At 34.2% G+C, this 17,903-nt stretch carries 15 protein-coding genes; 9 read left to right on the top strand and 6 right to left on the bottom strand.

The window, feature by feature from the left end:
* The first annotated feature begins 28 nt into the window (after positions 1-28).
* The 9 genes from DCC35_RS12565 to DCC35_RS12525 all read left to right on the top strand — a co-directional run bounded on the left by DCC35_RS12565 (position 29) and on the right by DCC35_RS12525 (position 11,105).
* Positions 29-649: a DUF4159 domain-containing protein gene (locus DCC35_RS12565; RefSeq protein ID WP_137091135.1), complete on the top strand. Its 621-nt coding sequence runs from the start codon at positions 29-31 to the stop codon at positions 647-649.
* A gap of 2 nt (positions 650-651) precedes the next feature.
* Positions 652-1,644 (top strand): AAA family ATPase, encoded by a 993-nt coding sequence (locus tag DCC35_RS12560; RefSeq protein WP_137091134.1) that lies wholly within the window; start codon positions 652-654, stop codon positions 1,642-1,644.
* Complete coding sequence (locus DCC35_RS12555) at positions 1,638-2,504, top strand: DUF58 domain-containing protein (RefSeq protein WP_137091133.1); 867 nt, start codon at positions 1,638-1,640, stop codon at positions 2,502-2,504. Before DCC35_RS12560 ends, DCC35_RS12555 begins: the two co-directional genes overlap by 7 nt.
* Positions 2,501-3,652 carry a BatA domain-containing protein gene (locus tag DCC35_RS12550; protein WP_137091132.1) on the top strand — a complete coding sequence of 384 codons (1,152 nt, stop codon included), beginning with the start codon at positions 2,501-2,503 and terminating at the stop codon, positions 3,650-3,652. Before DCC35_RS12555 ends, DCC35_RS12550 begins: the two co-directional genes overlap by 4 nt.
* A complete protein-coding gene (locus DCC35_RS12545; RefSeq protein ID WP_137091131.1) occupies positions 3,652-5,823 on the top strand; it encodes a DUF4175 family protein in 2,172 nt (723 codons plus the stop codon). The genes DCC35_RS12550 and DCC35_RS12545 overlap by 1 nt, the downstream gene beginning before the upstream one ends.
* On the top strand, positions 5,820-6,803 hold the full coding sequence (locus tag DCC35_RS12540; RefSeq protein WP_137091130.1) for a hypothetical protein: 984 nt from the start codon (positions 5,820-5,822) through the stop codon (positions 6,801-6,803). The genes DCC35_RS12545 and DCC35_RS12540 overlap by 4 nt, the downstream gene beginning before the upstream one ends.
* Entirely contained in the window at positions 6,800-7,513 is a 714-nt protein-coding gene (locus DCC35_RS12535) for a hypothetical protein (RefSeq protein ID WP_137091129.1), read from the top strand. The genes DCC35_RS12540 and DCC35_RS12535 overlap by 4 nt, the downstream gene beginning before the upstream one ends.
* A 4-nt stretch (positions 7,514-7,517) precedes the next feature.
* Positions 7,518-7,724 (top strand): hypothetical protein, encoded by a 207-nt coding sequence (locus DCC35_RS12530; RefSeq protein WP_137091128.1) that lies wholly within the window; start codon positions 7,518-7,520, stop codon positions 7,722-7,724.
* A 165-nt stretch (positions 7,725-7,889) separates the two neighbouring features.
* On the top strand, positions 7,890-11,105 hold the full coding sequence (locus DCC35_RS12525; protein ID WP_137091127.1) for a sensor histidine kinase: 3,216 nt from the start codon (positions 7,890-7,892) through the stop codon (positions 11,103-11,105).
* Between the two features lie 11 nt (positions 11,106-11,116).
* On the opposite strand, the gene DCC35_RS12520 is transcribed toward DCC35_RS12525, so the two are convergent.
* From DCC35_RS12520 to DCC35_RS12495, 6 genes are all read right to left on the bottom strand, one after another.
* Complete coding sequence (locus DCC35_RS12520) at positions 11,117-13,150, bottom strand: sensor histidine kinase (RefSeq protein ID WP_137091126.1); 2,034 nt, start codon at positions 13,148-13,150, stop codon at positions 11,117-11,119.
* 57 nt (positions 13,151-13,207) lie between these two features.
* Positions 13,208-13,861: an endonuclease III gene (gene nth / locus DCC35_RS12515; protein ID WP_137091125.1), complete on the bottom strand. Its 654-nt coding sequence runs from the start codon at positions 13,859-13,861 to the stop codon at positions 13,208-13,210.
* Complete coding sequence (locus DCC35_RS12510; protein WP_137091124.1) at positions 13,839-14,108, bottom strand: hypothetical protein; 270 nt, start codon at positions 14,106-14,108, stop codon at positions 13,839-13,841. Before DCC35_RS12510 ends, nth begins: the two co-directional genes overlap by 23 nt.
* A gap of 121 nt (positions 14,109-14,229) precedes the next feature.
* Positions 14,230-14,994 carry a LytR/AlgR family response regulator transcription factor gene (locus DCC35_RS12505; protein ID WP_137091123.1) on the bottom strand — a complete coding sequence of 255 codons (765 nt, stop codon included), beginning with the start codon at positions 14,992-14,994 and terminating at the stop codon, positions 14,230-14,232.
* Entirely contained in the window at positions 14,969-16,024 is a 1,056-nt protein-coding gene (locus DCC35_RS12500; RefSeq protein ID WP_137091122.1) for a sensor histidine kinase, read from the bottom strand. The genes DCC35_RS12505 and DCC35_RS12500 overlap by 26 nt, the downstream gene beginning before the upstream one ends.
* A gap of 76 nt (positions 16,025-16,100) precedes the next feature.
* Complete coding sequence (locus DCC35_RS12495) at positions 16,101-17,879, bottom strand: fasciclin domain-containing protein (protein ID WP_137091121.1); 1,779 nt, start codon at positions 17,877-17,879, stop codon at positions 16,101-16,103.
* Between the last annotated feature and the right edge of the window lie 24 nt (positions 17,880-17,903).

The following is a 17,903-nucleotide window of genomic DNA, read 5'->3' as shown; positions in this document are numbered from 1 at the left end:
AGTATGCACCTGAGTTTATTTATTATAGATGAACTATCCGTTTTTCTTTACGCGAATACAATATAATTCCGGAGATTGGAATGTAGATCAGAGGATGCCCAGTAATTTATTAAATTCACTGGCTGAATATACTTCCCTGGAAATTGATACTGCCGAAAGAGTGATTCCATTAAGTAGTAAAAAAATTTTCGAAAGTCCGTTCTGCTATCTTTCCGGTCACAAACTTGTTGAGTTTTCAGAAAAAGAAGCCAGCAATTTCAAGCAATATGTTGAACAAGGAGGGTTTGTTTTTGTCGATGACTGTAACCATGATATCGATGGTTTATTTGCTAAGTCGTTCGAAAGGCAAATGACCGAGCTTTTCGGTCCTGGTGAGTTAAAGAAAATACCCAATACCCACTATTTGTATAATTGCTTTTTTACATTTGAAGACGGACCGCCAACAACTTCCCAGGAATTGAATGGATGGGGAGATGACCTGGTTCATGATTATCTAAAAGCAATCATAATAAACAATAGAATAGCTGTATTGTATAGTAACAAAGATTATGGGTGTGAATGGGATTATGATTACAGAAATAAACGCTGGCTGGCCCGTGATAATACCCGTTTTGGTGTCAACATTGTAATGTATGCCCTTACTGTATAAATATGAGTGAACTAAAAACTAAAGAAGAAGAATTAATATCTCTGCAGGATAAGCTGAAAAGTGTAGAAAGTGAAGTCCGGAAACAGATAATCGGGCAACAAAAAGTTCTCGATGAATTACTCACTTCCATGCTTGCCGGTGGTCATGCATTAATTGAAGGAGTTCCCGGATTAGCAAAAACCTTGCTCATTAATTCAATTGCCCAGGCAATGGATCTGAAATTTAAGAGGATTCAATTTACACCAGATCTAATGCCTTCTGATATAATAGGAACTGAGGTTCTTGATGAAGATCAGGAGACAGGTAAAAAGATATTTAAATTTTTACCGGGACCCATATTTGCCAATATAATTTTAGCAGATGAAATAAACCGTACTCCTCCAAAAACACAGGCTGCTTTACTGGAAGCAATGCAGGAAAAAATGATTACTTATGCAGGTAAAGATCATGTGTTTGACAGACCCTTTTTTATTTTAGCTACTCAAAATCCGATCGAACAGGCTGGTACATTTCCTTTACCCGAAGCCCAGTTAGATAGATTTCTAGTGAAGGTAAATATCGATTATCCTACCGAATTAGAAGAGGAACAAGTGCTTAAAATGACTACGGGAACACATGCCGATAAGATTAGTCCTGTTTGTACGGCAGAAGAGTTTTTAACAGCCCAAAACAATGTAAAAGAAGTGTTTATCGATGATACACTTATCACAGAAGTGAATAAACTCATAAGATCTACCAGGCCGGATAAAAATAATAATTCTGAAACATCGAAATATCTCAGGTTTGGGGCAGGGCCAAGAGCTGGCCAGGCTTTGATAATGACAGCAAAGGCCAGGGCATTTAAATCCGGAAGACTGGCTGTAACTCCCGAAGACCTTAAAGCGATGACCCCGGCTGTTTTACGACATCGCTTGTTATTATCTTATAAAGCTGAAGCCGAAAATGTCAACATTGAAGAATTAATAGAGAAATCTGTTAAGGAGATTGGATGGTGAAACCGGATTATTCATATAGGGAACTTGACCAATTAATTTTTGAAGTACTAAGGAAGGCAGAAGCCTTTTTACAAGGACGCCACGAAGGCCTGAAAACCGGAATAGGTATCACATTTAGTCATTACCGTCAATATATGCCTGGAGATGACCTGAGGACGCTCGACTGGAAGATGTATGCCAGGACAGGTAAGTTTTATGTGAAAATGTCTGAAGTAGAGACCAATTTAAGAATAAAATTGATTGTAGATGCGACTTCTTCGATGCTCCAGCCAGTGGGTGACTCCACAAAGTGGGCCTATCTTCAAAAATTTTTAGCAGGGTTTATCTATGTTGCTCATAAAAGTGGTGACAGACTTGATTTACAATGGGTAGGTGGGACGGATGAACAGGAAATAAGGAGACTCGATATAAGTCACTGGCAAAATCTTGCTGTGAAAGTCTTTTCTACTAATCCATCAGGCAATGATTCTTCTGGTGAGAAAGAAATTTCATGGAAAAATATGCTGCCGGATGCTGAAGAAGAGGTGGTGATATTAACTGATGGGTATGATGACCGTTTTAAAAAGTTTGTCCAGAAATATTCTACTCAAAAAAAGCACATCACGTTTTTACATGTTCTTAGCCCGGAAGAGTTAGATTTAGATTACAATTACGAAAGCTTTGAAGACCTCGAGACCGGTAAAATATTAACAACTTCTACCAGCAAAGCCAGACAGGTATATTTAAAAAACATGGATGAGTTTGTTAGTGGATGGAAAGACCTGTGTTATTCAAATGGAGCTAATTATCGCCAGTTAAAATTAAATGATGATCCAGTGAAATTATTATTTGAATTCTTAACCGGTAAAGACCGAATATGAAAATTGATTGGTTTCCATATGGCCTGGCATTTTTTGCATTAATTATCCCATTAATAATTCACCTGATTAATAGAAGACAGGGGAAGATATTAAAAATAGGATCCCTTCGTTTTTTAGAAGGTAAAGAAGTTCAAAAAGCAAGATCAATTAAGCTTCATGAAGTCATTCTGATGTTGATAAGGATGTTACTTATAATTCTCATCGTGTTTTATTTTGTAGACCCTGCAGTAAAAGGAATTAAAAAAATCAATTTTAAACCTGCCGAATGGATTGCCGGTGACTCTTTAGCAATCGCTGAATGGTTAAAGAATAACCCTTCAGACACAGTAAAAAACAAAATAACCTTTGATGAACAAAACTTAAAGGATCATTTAATAAAAAAAATGATTGGCTGGAACAATTCAGACACACTGCCGGAAAGTGTGATTTTTCTTGCTGACTGGCAAAAAAAGGATATTGCCAGGGCAAATTTAAAACTAGATTTTAATTCGTATTTAGCTAATCCGTTTGTAGATGCCCTGGATAAGCAGAAATACAATATATTTTCAGCATCCAGGGATAGTGTTTCCGGTAATTGGGTTTATGAATATAATGTTGATCGGGATACTATCTATTTTGAAAATCAAGATGAATTATCAGTCGATACTCTTCTTTATTTTATCAATATCGATTCCTCTCTACAACTGGATAATAAGATTAAAAATTCAATCAGTGCCATATCAAAAGTGACAGGAGTGAAATTTTTAGAAATTGCAAATGATAAGGTCGCTGATCTGGTATTTTATAGTAAAGTTATTTCTGGTCCAGAAACAAATCAAACGCAGGTTTTGGTAAAAAAAGGAGCTGATTTTAGTGTGATAAAAACCGGTTTAAACACCTTTAATTTATATTTTAGTCCCGAAGGGTTTAATACCGAAAAAGGATTGTTATTTCCATATTACCTTAGTTTACCTGTCTTGCGACCGGATACACTTATGGAAAATAAGAAAGTTGACTTTTATGAATTTGGTCGGGCAGACAATAAATTAAGAGAGGGAAACCGAATAATTGAATCTAAGTACAGTAGAAAATTCAGGCCCTGGATACTAACCGCATTCCTGGTTATTTTAATTATCGAAAGGTTTTACTCTAAAAAGGTAGGATTGTGATGAAGGAGATCAAAGGCAAAATAAACTGGTTTTTGATAAAGTGGAAAGTAAAAATACTTTTGCAATCCATTTTTTACTCTTTTGGACTTTCACTAATACTGATCCTTCTTGGAGATGGTTATAGCGATGTGTATTACTGGGCCTATGGATTGTTTGTTATCACCCTTGGAGGTTTTTTGATGGCTTTCCAGTTTTTTTCTCTGGGTCATCAGAATGTACTTGATTACCTGAATAAAAATTATAATCAATTACAATCCAGTGCATCGTTGATTCAAAAGAAAGATCTTTCTGTTATCGAGAAGATTCAATTAGAAAGAGTAAAACCTGATTTTCACAAAGCTCTGAAGAAATTAAAGCCTCCGATAAATCTTTTTAACACATTTCTATTCGCATTATTCACAGTGATTGCCTGGTTTTTATCCCAGGAGGCTAACCAGCAAAAAGAGAGTATTCTGTCAATGAAAAGTGGAAAGGTCATTAGTGATACTATTCTGGATGTCAATGAGCGACTAAAAATTTCATTTGATATTGACGAAGCCGGTTTACGTATTATACCACCTTCTTACACAGGTCTTTCTCCTTTTAATAAGGACCTGGAATCTGTTTCAGTTCCTGAAGGATCATCCATGGTCTTAAGGATAATATCTAAACCAGGGCGAAAGCTATTACTTATTAATAATCTTGAAGATACAATTTCATTAAATGAAAATGAACCCGGAGAATATTTTTGGAGAAGTGGTACTTTGAAAGATAAGGTGTTGGAAATTGGAATTGAAGAAAAAGAGCAATATGTGTCTGTAGCTAATTTTTCTATAAACATAATACCTGATGAATATCCTCAAATTTCTTTTTTAGTTCCTGAAGAAGAATACCAGGTTAGAGATTTTAATGAAAACGATAAATTTCAAATTAAGGCAAAAATCAGCGATGATTATGGTCTGGTTGATACAAAACTAATAGCAACAGTAAGTAGGGGTTCAGGTGAAAGTGTTAAGTTTCGAGATGAAACATTTGATCTTTCCAGTGAGGGGAATAATGTATATGGTGCAAAATTGTCTGTTAACTCCTTATCACTTGAACCCGGAGATGAGATATATTTTCATTTTGAAGCCATTGATAATAAAAAGCCAAATCCGAATGTCAAAAAGAGCCAGACACGATTCATTCGATATCTGAATCCTGATGCAGATAAGAATACGTTTTCCGGTGGAATGGCAGTGGATATAATGCCTGAATACTTCAGGTCTCAAAGACAAATTATTATTGATACAAAAAAGCTTATTAAGGATAGTAGCAATATTACAGCAGATAAATTTAGACAAAGAAGTAATGAACTAGGATATGAGCAGAAATTATTAAGGATTCGCTACAGTAAGTTTATGGGTGAAGAGTTTGAGACCGGTGGATTAGGAATTTCAGTTCCGGAAGGAGCTGTTGAAGCAGATGAAGATACTCATGAAGGGGAAGATCACGAAGATCATGACCACCACGAGGAAGAGGCTTCGGATGCACCTGCAGGAAAACAGGAGCTAATCGGGCTCGATGATTTTGTTCATACCCATGATGTTCAGTCCGAAGCTACATTTTTTGATAAGTCGATTAAGTCATTATTAAGAGCGGCTTTAAATGAAATGTGGCAGGCAGAGCTAAATTTAAGGTTAAATAAACCAACTAAAGCGTTGCCCTACGAAGAAAGAGCTCTTTTATTTATTAAGGAAATTCAACAACGGTCTCGTATTTATGTAGAAAGAGTGGGGTTTGAGCCTCCGCCAATTAATATTTCTGAAAGAAGATATAAGGGAGAATTAAATGAAATCGGAGATAAAAAATTGAGGTATGAGCAAAATGATGAAAATCTGATTTTATTTGAGGCGTTAGTAAGTCTTAAAAGAGTTCTTGTGGGAATAGAAATTGATATTAGTAAGAATGATTTACAAATTATCGGTACTTATTTTTCAGAACAAATAGTAAATGATAATAACGCCGGGTTGATTAAGCCATTGTCCTATCTTAAGAGATTAAATGGAGAGAATAAGTTGAATTCAACTGAAAAATCTACATTATTAAATGCAGTTAATTTTGCTTTTGAGGAGCTGGATATGCATTCAGGACAGGATAAGATAAAGCAGGATAGTTTGGTTTATTGGTTTAAAACAATGAATAATCAATGATTCATTACTGGGTAAATATCGGATTAGTTGTATTAATGATAATCATATCGTTAATACTGCTTTTTAAATCAAGTAAAATCACTGTGATCATTCAGTCAATCGGGCTGATAGTTCTCGCTATCGGAGTTTTTTTTATTTTTTACCCGATTCACACTTTAGAAGATACTGAACCGAAAAATCTTTACCTGGTTGGGTCCGGAGGTGCATTACCGGATTCCATTAGTCTATTTGATGCTGATGTGGAAGTAGTTTATGAAGATTCAGTTTCCGGCAATCAGGAATCCGAAAATAATCAGCATCTTAACATCAGGATTGTGACTCCATGGAATAATCAATATAAATTAAGATCTTTTCTGATTGGAAATCAACCGGTTGCAATTATCAATAGTATTTATTCAGAACCACCTTTTGTCACCAACTTTTATCCAATTCAGAATAATGATTGGAGTATTCAACTTACAGAATCGTTTTATAACGGTTTTGATAGTATATCTGTGAATTATGATGAGAAAGTAATATTTAATTCCAGTTTAAATTCCGTAGATTCTGAAATTCTGATTGATCATAAATTCACTTCACCAGGACCTGTAGAGTTAAATTTTAAACTATATAATCAGGGGGATTTAAATAGAGAATCAAAAATTTCATTGAATGTTAAACCTGTTAAACGTGGTAAAATAGCGTTGTTCACCAGATACCCGAATAGTGAATTTAACACATTGCTCAGATGGCTGAAAGATAAAGGTTTTGAATATTTTTACCGTACAGAAATATCTAAGGATAGATTTATCAATAAAAAGGCAGGGAGCATTGATTCTTATTTGTTTAATGATGAGTGGCTGGATCAATTTGACCTGTTCATAATATCCTCTGATGCTTTCAATACTTATCAGTGGTCAATGTTGACCGATATAATAACCAAAAAGGGTAAGGGATTGATTATTACCGGAGATAATAAGAGAGGTATAAATATCCCTTGAATTACCTTGGAGGTGAAATTTCTGCTTTTTGGCAGGAAGGTGAAAGAAATCCATTTGATTTAACAGCCGGAAACAATCAGGCTTTAATTGAAAAATCTGAATTAAGGTCACTTAGTTCTACGTCAATTGATTTTCCTGTTTTCGAAGATTCTGATCTGAGAGGAATTAGCTGGCCATATTTTATTGCTGGTGCCGGGCGAATGACCGTATTACCTTTTGAAAAGACTTACGACCTCATATTAAAAAACGAGCAACCTATTTACGATTTAATATGGTACACATTAATAAATAAAGTATCCTATGAAGAAGCGAAGTACCCGGAATTTCTTAAATATCCTTATATTAGTACTGGTAATAAGGAAGAACTATTTATTATTGTTCAGGATGATAAGGTTAAAGGGAAATCAAATATAACTGAATTGTCCTATTTGCCTTATTTATCAATCATAGATAATGATTTTGATGGAAAGGGTTGGGGACCATCAGTAGATGGGACGAAATTAATTCCAGATTTATTTATTTATGATGGAGAGTGGCCTGAATTTGAATACTTAAATAATTTGATTGAAACTAATAGAACCATTCAGGCTCATAATAGAAGATTAAAAAAGGATGATATATTAGTATCAAATAAAATGGATCCGGGCTGGCTATCGGTAAGTCTTGTACTTGCTGGACTAACATTAATGTGGGCAGGACCAAAGGTTTAATTAAATGGCAAAACAAAATTCTAAATCGAAAAAATATTTTTTGGTCTTTTCAGCAATCTTTATACTAATTATTGGAATTGTATGTATTGATATTGCAAGAAGGACAACATTTCCAGGTAGTAAACCACAACTTAAAGAAAGAATCTTTGAGGACAATGAAAAGTCCAAAGATTCCTTAAACGTTAGTGATTCAACTAATAAAGTAGATTAAGTATAGTTTTTTCTGAATGTCATTAAAAAATCATTATCTTGTTAAGATTTTTTAAAGGTGTATAGTACATCAGTATTTTTTAATATTAAATTGCAGTTTTATTGAATTTCTACGTTATGCTATTGTATATTAGAAATCAATTCGTGACAGCTGTATAGATAAGAAGTGAGATACTTAATTCAATTAATTTGTATAGTGGCCATTTTAATGCCTGGGGGAGGTGTTAATGGTCAAAATATTCAATACGAATTTAGTCAGATAAGAGTAGGTAATACTTACAATGAAATCACCGTTTCATCTGTAACTCAAGATGTTAGTGGTTACCTTTGGATAGGCACTAAAGGAAGTGGTGTTTTTCGATACAACGGTTCAGAATTCATCCAGTTTAATAGAGAAAAGGGGCTGCCATCTGATTTTATTTTAGATATAGAAGTATCAAGAAGAGGAGAAGTTTGGGTCAGTACATTAAATGGTACAATAATAATTGATGGTGAAAAAGTAAAACAATATCAGGACTCTGTTTTTCAGAAAAGGGTTGATAATATTGTACCGGGGGCAGGGGATAGCCTTTACCTTGTTTCTGAAGGGAATATTAGTTTAGTACAAAATAAGAAAGTATTCCAGTTTGATATTCCTGAACTATATAAAAATGAAAAAGTAACCTTTCTCAATTATCTCAATGGTCAGTTATTTGCAGGCACATCAAAAGGAAGGCTATTAATTAATAAAGATATTGGCGATTATAAGGCAATTCAGGTATCTCGCGGTCCAATAAATCTCATAAAAAGATTAAGTGATGATGAGTTAGCTATTATTTCCAATGATGTTATTTATACTTACAATAACGGGAAAATAGAGAACTTCAGTAAAAATTATCCTGGCTTGTATCGGGCAGGTGTGAATGATATTACTAGGGATGGTAAAAATAACATTTGGATTTCCTCGTATAAAGGTCTTTTTTCAGTTGATAAGAAAGATATAATAAAGTATGACTCAAAAAATGGTCTTCCTGCCAATGAAGTCTATGATCTTTATCTGGATAAAGATGGAATTTTATGGTTGGCTGCAGGTAATGCAGGTATTTTCAATTATAAGGGTGATCAGTTTTCGTATTTAGCCGTTGACAATAATAAACTGGGAATCATCACTCAGATCTATTCACCTGTTTCAAAAAGAAATGTTCATTGGGTTACTACCTTAGGTAATGGAGCATATAGAGTTTCATCATCTGACACGGTAAGTTTAGCGGAGTTAGCTGGTGAGAAATGGCTTGAAAATGAACTATTTACTAGTGTGAGCTATGGAGGAGAGGCTCTTTGGTTTGGTACGAGTGATGGAAGATTAATAAAATATAAAAACGGTTTCATTGATACTTATGGCCTCAGGCCTTATACTAGTGGTAATGTAAATGCCTTGTCCCGATCAGTCAGAGGAGTGTGGGTTGCTACTAATAATGGTCTCTTATTGTTCAATAACAAGGTAATAAGGCATTATGATGAAAATGATGGGCTTGGCACCTCAAATATCAATGATATTTACTCAGATGAATTTAATAATTTATTAATTGCAACGGATAATGGATTATTTAAACTGGAAGACAATAAGATCAACCCGGTTAAATTTGATGTTCCATTAACCGGTAAGGTGACTCAAATAAGTAAAAGCAAAGACCAGGATTATTGGTTGTCTACTCTGGGATCTGGTATTATCAGGATTCGAAATGGTAAAATAGTTAAGTATGACAAATCAGATAGCTTAAGTTCAGTAAATGCGTTTAATATTTTTATAGAAACAAACAGAAAGATCTGGTTTAGTACAGACAATGGTTTGGAGTGTCTTTATCTGGATAAGGAAGGGGATGTGGAGAAAACCCGGCTATTTAACGAAAAAGATGGGTTTTATGGTATATCCAGATACTCTCATGCTCTTTCATATTCAAAAAATCATTTGTGGATAGGGACAGACAATGGAGTTACTCTTCTCAACAGAGCTCCTGATATCCTTGGATCATCCTCTGCTCAATTGTTAGTTAATGACATCACTGCCAATTACGGTGATCTAGATATTGATTTGGATAAAAATGTCAGTCAATTTGTTAATTCAGTCGATGAAATAGCTATTAATAATGATGTCACAACTTTATCATTTTATTTCGATTGTATTGATTTAACAGGCAAAACTGATTGGGTTTACAGATACAGATTACTCCCGGTTGAAAAATACTGGTCACCGACTTCTAAGCAAAAGATCGTTTCCTTTAGCAACTTAAAACCCGGTAATTACACATTGGAATTCAAAGCTTCTAATGTAAATGGAACTCAATCGATTGAACCAATTTCGATTAATTTTAAAATTCTCCCTCCATGGTATGAATCTCCCTGGTTCTTATTGCTGGCCGGGATACTTGCTCTATTATTTATCTTTTTGATTGTGAAAATTAGTATTTCCAGTCTAAGAAGTTACAATCGTAAACTAGAAGAAAGAATCGATGAGAGAACTAAAGAAATACAACAGCAAAAGAATGAAATTGAGGAAAAGAAAGAAGAATTAGAAACCCTTAATGAACAACTCAAGAATGCCAATAATACCATTCATGATAAAAATCTTCAGCTTGAAGATAAAAATTTTCAATTAAGCGACTTTAATGAGAATCTTAAATTAAAAGTTCGGGAAAGAACAGCTAGCCTGGAAGATGCCAATAAAGAACTGGCATTTTTGAATAAAGAACTAGATACCTTTTTGTATAAAGCAAGCCATGATCTACTGGGGCCTTTGGCAAGATTAAAAGGCTTATGCCATTTGGGTAAACTCGAAGTCAAAGAAGAGATTGCGGTGAAATACATGTCGCTACTGGCCAACTCTGCAGATGAGATGTATATCATTTTAAAAAGGCTTATTGATATAATTTCTATTCGTGAAAATGAACCTTCTATTAAGGATACAGATTATGAAAAGTTGATATCAAATGCCTTTAAGGAAGTTAATACCAGGGTAGGCGACTCTATTAACTTTAAAATAAATAACGAATATAAGAAGAAAATAGCCACAGACCCGGAGTTATTAAAAAGGGTGTTTGTTAATTTATTTTCAAACAGCTTGTTGTACAAACAATCCAAAACGCAATCTGAAGTGAATGTTGATATTTTACCAAATGGTGAATTTGTCAATTTTATGGTCAGTGATAACGGAGATGGTATTAATAGAGATTCAGCTACCAGAATATTTGAAATGTTTTATAAGGGGTCAGAAAAGTCTAAAGGATCCGGTTTAGGACTTTATATATCTAAAGTGGCAATGGACAGACTAGGTGGAAAAATTAAGCTAGTTGAATCTAAAAAAGGCAAGACTGTTTTCCAGGTTTCTCTAAAAAAGGAGCAATAAAATATAAAACTTTAATTTAAATGGTAATTAGTATTGATTGGTTCTGCAGGAATATTGAAAATGACCTCAGTATATGAATGTTCTCTGCTTAAGATGGATATCTCACCACCAAGCTTATTTACAGCAGCCTTACACAGATATAATCCCAATCCGTTACCTGTAGATCGGTCTGTTGCTTTGTAAAACATTTTACAAACATTTTCCAGCTGTGATTTTTCAATCCCCATTCCATTATCATAAACTGAAATCACGACTTGCTTACACTCTTGCTTAATTTTAATTTCAACTTTACTTTCTGAGTTATTTATGTCCTTTTTACGATACTGAATACTGTTGTCGACCAGGTGAAATAATATGAGAAATATTAATCGTTTATTTATATGGATATCTTCAGTATCATAATCAAAATCTAAATTTACACCTGAGCTGCAAAGCTTTGCTTTGAATTCCGAAAAAATTTCTACTCTGAGATTATTCAGGTTGACTATATCTTTTTGATCATTATAGTGATAGATTTCACTAATGCTAATCAGCTTTTTTAGCATATTATCCATTGTCCCTGCAGTCTCTCTCATCATTTTAAGTAGCTGATGCAGCTCTTCTGAACTTAAATTTCCAAGTGCTATACTGCATAAACCCTGGATGGATGTCAGAGGTCTCCTCAGGTCATGTGATGCCCTGTAAAGAAATGTGTCCAATTCATTGTTGGCTCTTTCCAGATCCTTTGTTCTTTCAAAAACTTTTTCTTCAAGGCTTCTGTTAATAGCCGAAATTTCTTCGTGCTTTTTTTCTAGTTCGTTTCTTTGAATTAAAATTGTATTATGAGACTCCTGTATCTTATTATGCTGATCTTCAATTTTTTTATTCTGAATAGTGGTCTCCCGCTGTAGGGTTTCTAGCTGGTTGAATCTTTTAGCAAATCTTCTTGATAACGTACTTGCATTTAAAAGAAAAATTAAAAGGTATCCCAGATCTATGCTAAAATCCGGAATAGAGAAAGTTTGAAAAAATAATAACCATTCCAATCCAAAAATAGCCATTGCGGATATTGCTGCTGCAAGTCCTATTTTAGAGATGTCGTCATTATTTATATATGACTGATATGACAGGTAAATAACGTAAATTATTACTGGTGAAAGAATGAAATGGACAAAAACAGTAGCTTCTGTAAAAACTCTGACAGGAGTGATAATAGTACTTAAAATCATTAATGAAGTACCTGCAATAACTATTTTTGAAAAATTAGGTTTAGAATATTTTTTAAATAGTTTATTAAAAAACAGAAATCCAAATAGTATGCTACTGTAAAATCCAAAATAATCCAGACGGATCAGAGTTTCCCATTCAAAATGGTTATATAAAAAACTGATATGTTTAGATGCAGTTGTTATACAACGTAGGGCCCACATAATAGCATATAAGCCAAAATATAATATCTCATGATCTTTTTTCCAGGAAATAAAAAATAAAATAAAGAAAACTCCCAGCAGAATGATACTTCCATAAATCGCAGTAAGAATTATATCACTTTTTCTGATATGCCATAATATATCGTCGTGGGTTCCTATAACAGGTGGAGTGATTAGGCCTGACTTTGCGTGGGCAAAATTTGCATAAGTAATTGATATGGTATTGTTACCGGGGTTTAATCTGATATCATAAGGTCTCACTTTCATTCCCGGATTATACATTTTTCTATTTTGAGATACCTTCCCTTGTTCGGCTACGCGTACATTATTGATCTTTAAAATAAAAGAGGTTCTGACCAGAGGTAGGTAAATAGAAAGATCTAATGCCGAATCACCCTCAACAAATATGTTTTTATGGTAAGTGCCATATGAATTTTTAGATTTATTTACAGGTCCATCTTTTATAAAAACCTTTTTATCAGCATTTCCAGGTGATTCTAATGTCCAAACGCCTGTTAGGTGAATTATATCAGGGGAATCAGCTGTTAATATTAAGGTATTATCAGAGGCAAGTGATTTTGTTGTAATTAAAAGTACAACCAGGGAGATATGTATCAACCTAAAAAATGAAATCATTAAGGTAGCCTTGTTTATTCTTTATTCAATATCAAAGCAAATAGTAACCTGTTAATGTCACTTTTTGTCAACATAATCTTTGATAAATGATTTTCGACCATATTGCTGAGATATAATATCTTTTTCGAACTTGTATCCTCGTGCAGGTGAATATTCCCTGGCATAGAAGATTATTTGCAAATGAACCTTGTTCCAGGTTTCTTTCGGGAATAGTTTTTTTAAGTCTTCCTCCGTTTTTTCTACTGATTTTCCAGTAGAGAGACCCCATCTCCAGGCAAGTCTGTGTATGTGTGTATCAACAGGAAATGCCGGCTCATCGAATGCCTGAGACATCACCACCGAAGCAGTTTTATGACCAACGCCAGGTAATTCCTCAAGTTTTTTCATGTCGGCAGGGACCTCGCCACTATATTTTTCTACAAGTATCTTACTTAAATCACTGATAGCTTTGGATTTTCTTGGAGATAAACCACACGGCCTGATAATAGCTTTGATTTCTTCAACATCTTTTTCAGCCATTTTAAATGGATTATCTGCTAATTCAAAAAGCTCAGGAGTAACCTTGTTTACTCTTTCATCGGTACATTGTGCAGATAATAATACCGCTATCAAAAGTGTATAGGGGTCTTTATGATCAAGTGGAACTGGTGGTTCCGGGTAAATATTATTTAATATGCTTAAAATTTCTCTAGCTTTCTCTTTCCTCGTCATTTTTGATCTCTACGTTTTTAGAGCGGCCAAGATATTTAAAAGCATCTACTAATACAATAGTTCCGCTTAGTCCGATAGTGCCACCTGCAATAAGCAAACCCTGTCCCAGGTCGTCATTTTCGCGTCCCAGCATTAATCCGCCTATGATGGTTACAGTATATCCAGCTGCAGCCATTACTGCACCAGTTTTGAATTGCTTATCCATTCTGGCAAGATTATCTTCCAGATAGGATAATCGTTTTTCCATCATTTGGATTTTAGCTGCAGTTCCGGTGGTATCAATAGAAACAGGACCTTGAGCTTGAAGTGAATGATTTATAAAAAAAATAAAAAATAAAGAGGGGATGAGGAAAAGATTTTTTTCATACTTATTGATTTAACCAGGATTTAAAACTTGAGACTCTCTCCCTGCTAACGATTGCTTCAAAAGGCAATTTTAACTCTGGTAACATAAGAAGGAGTCTGCTATTAACATAATTTCTAATTTCGGAAATTTTATCAATATGTATAATCATTTTCCGGTTAATCCTGAAAAATTTATTTGGGTCCAGTAGTTCGCTTTCAAGGTGATCCAGCGAATATTCAATTATATATTTAGTATTATCGTTGTTTTTTATGCAATAAACAGTCTTTCCATCGGCATAAAAACCTGATATTTCTTCAGTTTTAATAATATAAAACTTCGATCCGATTTGGCTGATGAATCGATCTTTAAATTTATCCTTATTTAATAATTTAGTTTCCAAAGATAATAAACTTTGAAAGCTATGGAGATTGTTTAATGACTTGAACTTTTCAACTGCTTGGCGAAGATCTGTATCAGAAACTGGTTTTAATAAATAATGTACGCTATTTACTTTGAATGCTTCAAGTGCATATTCATCATATGCAGTAATAAAGATAACGGGATAATCCAGGTGGGTATTTTTAAAAATTTCAAAAGATATTCCGTCTGTCAGCTGAATATCCATGAAAACAAGATCTACATGATCGTGATCATTATTTAAAAAATCGATAGTTTCGGAAACACTTTGACAATAACCAGAAAATTCCGCATCATTATCAAGTTTCTTTATTTGAGTTTTGAGCTTTTCTGCTGCTATCTCTTCATCCTCTATTATTAAGTAATTCATTGCCGCTGTTTGTTGGGATTATTGGTAACATAACAGAAAAAGATGAATCATTGTTTAAGCTTTCAATTTTTTTATTTGAAAAAGATTTATAACGAGTAATTATGTTCTTGAATCCCAGTCCGTTACTTTCTGATTGGGAAATCACTTTTGGGTTTCTCGTATTCCAGATATTAATGTAATTATTATCTTTATCTACTGTGATTTTAATTTCGATAGGATTTTGCCGGGTAAAGCTATTATACTTGAAAATATTCTCACAAATTAATTGTGTTACTGAAGGAACTATTAATTGATCATTAATATCTTCATTAATATTAATTTCATAATTCAGGGCATCACCATACCTGTATTTATATAGATCAAGATAGTTTTTTATAAAATCAACTTCTTCTTTTATCGTTACAAGCTCTTTACTATTGTGTTGCAGGAGGTATCTAAATATTAAAGATAGTTTTCTAACAAACGATTCTGCACGGCTAGGTGATATAGATATCAGGCTGCTTAATGCATTAAGATTATTAAATAGAAAATGAGGGTTTAATTGATTACGAAGAGCATCAAATTGCACTTCAAGCATTTCTTTTTCCAGCTTGTTTTTTTCTTCTTTCATTTTCGAAGCTTTCTGAGCATAAATTACAATTGCATTAACAGTGTGTAGAAAAAGGTTAACTCTGAATACGAAGGCTAAATCTAACTTGAGATTATTCCAAAATCGCGTGCCGGAAATCTCTAAAATTAGTGTGCTTAAATAAGTGGCAATCAACGATATAACAACAACTAATGGAAGGGAAATTAAGAAATTTAAAACCAGTTGTTTTACAGTATTTGACCGGTTGTTATTGAATATCTTTAATAAGTATCTATTCCCTTCCCAGACAAAAATTACCTGCATTGTTAAAATGATAAACAAAAACAGAGAAGGAGATTTAAAATCAAAAATTTCTTCTCCAACAGTGAATTTAATATTTAAGAAAGAATAGATAGATATCAATGCTATGATACCCCACCGATATTTATTGTTAAATAACATTGATTTAATTTAAAAATAGAGGAGAATGAGAATGAGAACTCATTCTCTTTTCTCCTCATTTTCAGCAGGCAATATATTAAATATCTACTGGAAGTATAATTTCATCTATTGTATGAACTACGCCGTTTGTAGCTTGTATATCAGTTGCAGTTACTGTTGCGTCTGCGTTATCAGGATCATTATCTGTAATGGTTACATTTGATCCGATATTTACTGTAAAAGTACCACCTTGAAGAGTTTCTGGTTCAATTCCGTCTGATAGGTCAGAACTATATACTCGGCTACCAAGGACATGGTAAGTTAAAACAGCTTCCAGTGTAGCATCATCGATGTCTGCAGGTCCAGATACTCCTAAAGCATTATATAGAGCATCAAATGCAGCATTTGATGGTGCGAATACAGTATAATCACCTTCCATTGTGAAAGTTTCTGCTAAACCAGCTTCAGTAAGAGCTTCAACAAGTCTGTTAAGTCCAGCATCTGTAGCTATTTCAGCGATAGTTTTAGTCTCAGGAACTAGTACTGCATCAATTGCGTGAACTATTCCGTTATCCGCCATAACATCTACTGCTATAATATTACTGTTATCATTTAAAATCAGATTATTAGCATCAACACTAATTGCCTGACCATTTAAAGTTGGTACAAATCCGCTGCTTAACATATCAGAAGATACTGCTCCGTCTACTACGTGGTAAGTTAATACCGCGGTAAGAAGATCAGATGGAATGTCAGAAATTTGAGAATAACTTAGTGCACTTAAAAGGTTTCTAAAAGCCTCATTAGTAGGTGCGAAAACTGTAAGTTCTCCACCACTTAAATCTTCAGCTAATCCTGCAGTTTCTACTGCAACTACAAGGCTGTCAAAGCCATTGTAAACAGCCTGGTCAACAATTGTTTTTGGTGGTAGTACAACACCATCAATTACGTGGATCACTCCATTAGTACCAAGAATATCTGTTGAAGCTATATCTACAGGGTTTTCATTGTTTGCTCCTTGTAATGTTCCATTATCAGCATCAACAGTTAATGGTTCACCATTTAACATGTTTATATCTCCATTAACAAGGTCTGAGCTAAATGCGTAACCACTTAATACGTGATAAGTTAAGATATCTGCTACTTCAGCATCTGAAAGTTCTGCTGCAACCTCCGCAGTAATACCAGCATTTTCAAATGCAGCATTAGTTGGTGCAAATACAGTAAATTCTCCATCTCTTACTGCATCGACGAGATCAACTCTTTGTAATAATGAAACTAATGTTGAAAAGTTTTCATCTGCAACTGCTATATCTACTATATTTTCAGTTGGTGGAGTTAATACCATGTCGATAACATGAATTACTCCATTAGAAGCATCTACATCAACTGCATCTATACTAGTATTACCATTAACAGTAAGGGCAGTTGTATTTAAGAAGATTGAACTTCCCTGAAGAGTTTCTTCAGAAGCCATTAATTCTCCAGATGTTTTAGTGCCTGCTAAAATATGATACTGCAGTACTGATTCTAATGCTGCATCAGGAATTTCTGTAACATCCGCCCAGCCATTAGCACTTAAAAAAGCGGCAAAAGCATCATTGGTAGGAGCAAATACAGTTAATTCGCTGCTTTCATCGGTTAAAGCACCCGCAAGCCCTGCTTCTTCAGCAGCTGCTATAAGTGATGTAAATCCTTCATCCGCAGCTACTTCAGCAATGTTTCTATCTTCGGTAGTAGGCGGAAGAAAATTAATGTCATCATCGTCATCATCGCACGCTCCAAGCGTGAATAAAAAGACACTGAGCAATGCCAGGGTCATTTTGTGAGTTTTAGTGATTTTAAGGTCTTCATAGTTTTTGCTATTTAATTTCAAACTTGTCTAAACAACTGTTGCTAT

Origin of the sequence: Mangrovivirga cuniculi, assembly GCF_005166025.1 — a bacterium.
Taxonomy (GTDB): domain Bacteria; phylum Bacteroidota; class Bacteroidia; order Cytophagales; family Cyclobacteriaceae; genus Mangrovivirga; species Mangrovivirga cuniculi.
The sequence above is the reverse complement of the archived record's forward strand: the minus strand, read 5'-3'. Positions and strand labels throughout refer to the sequence as shown.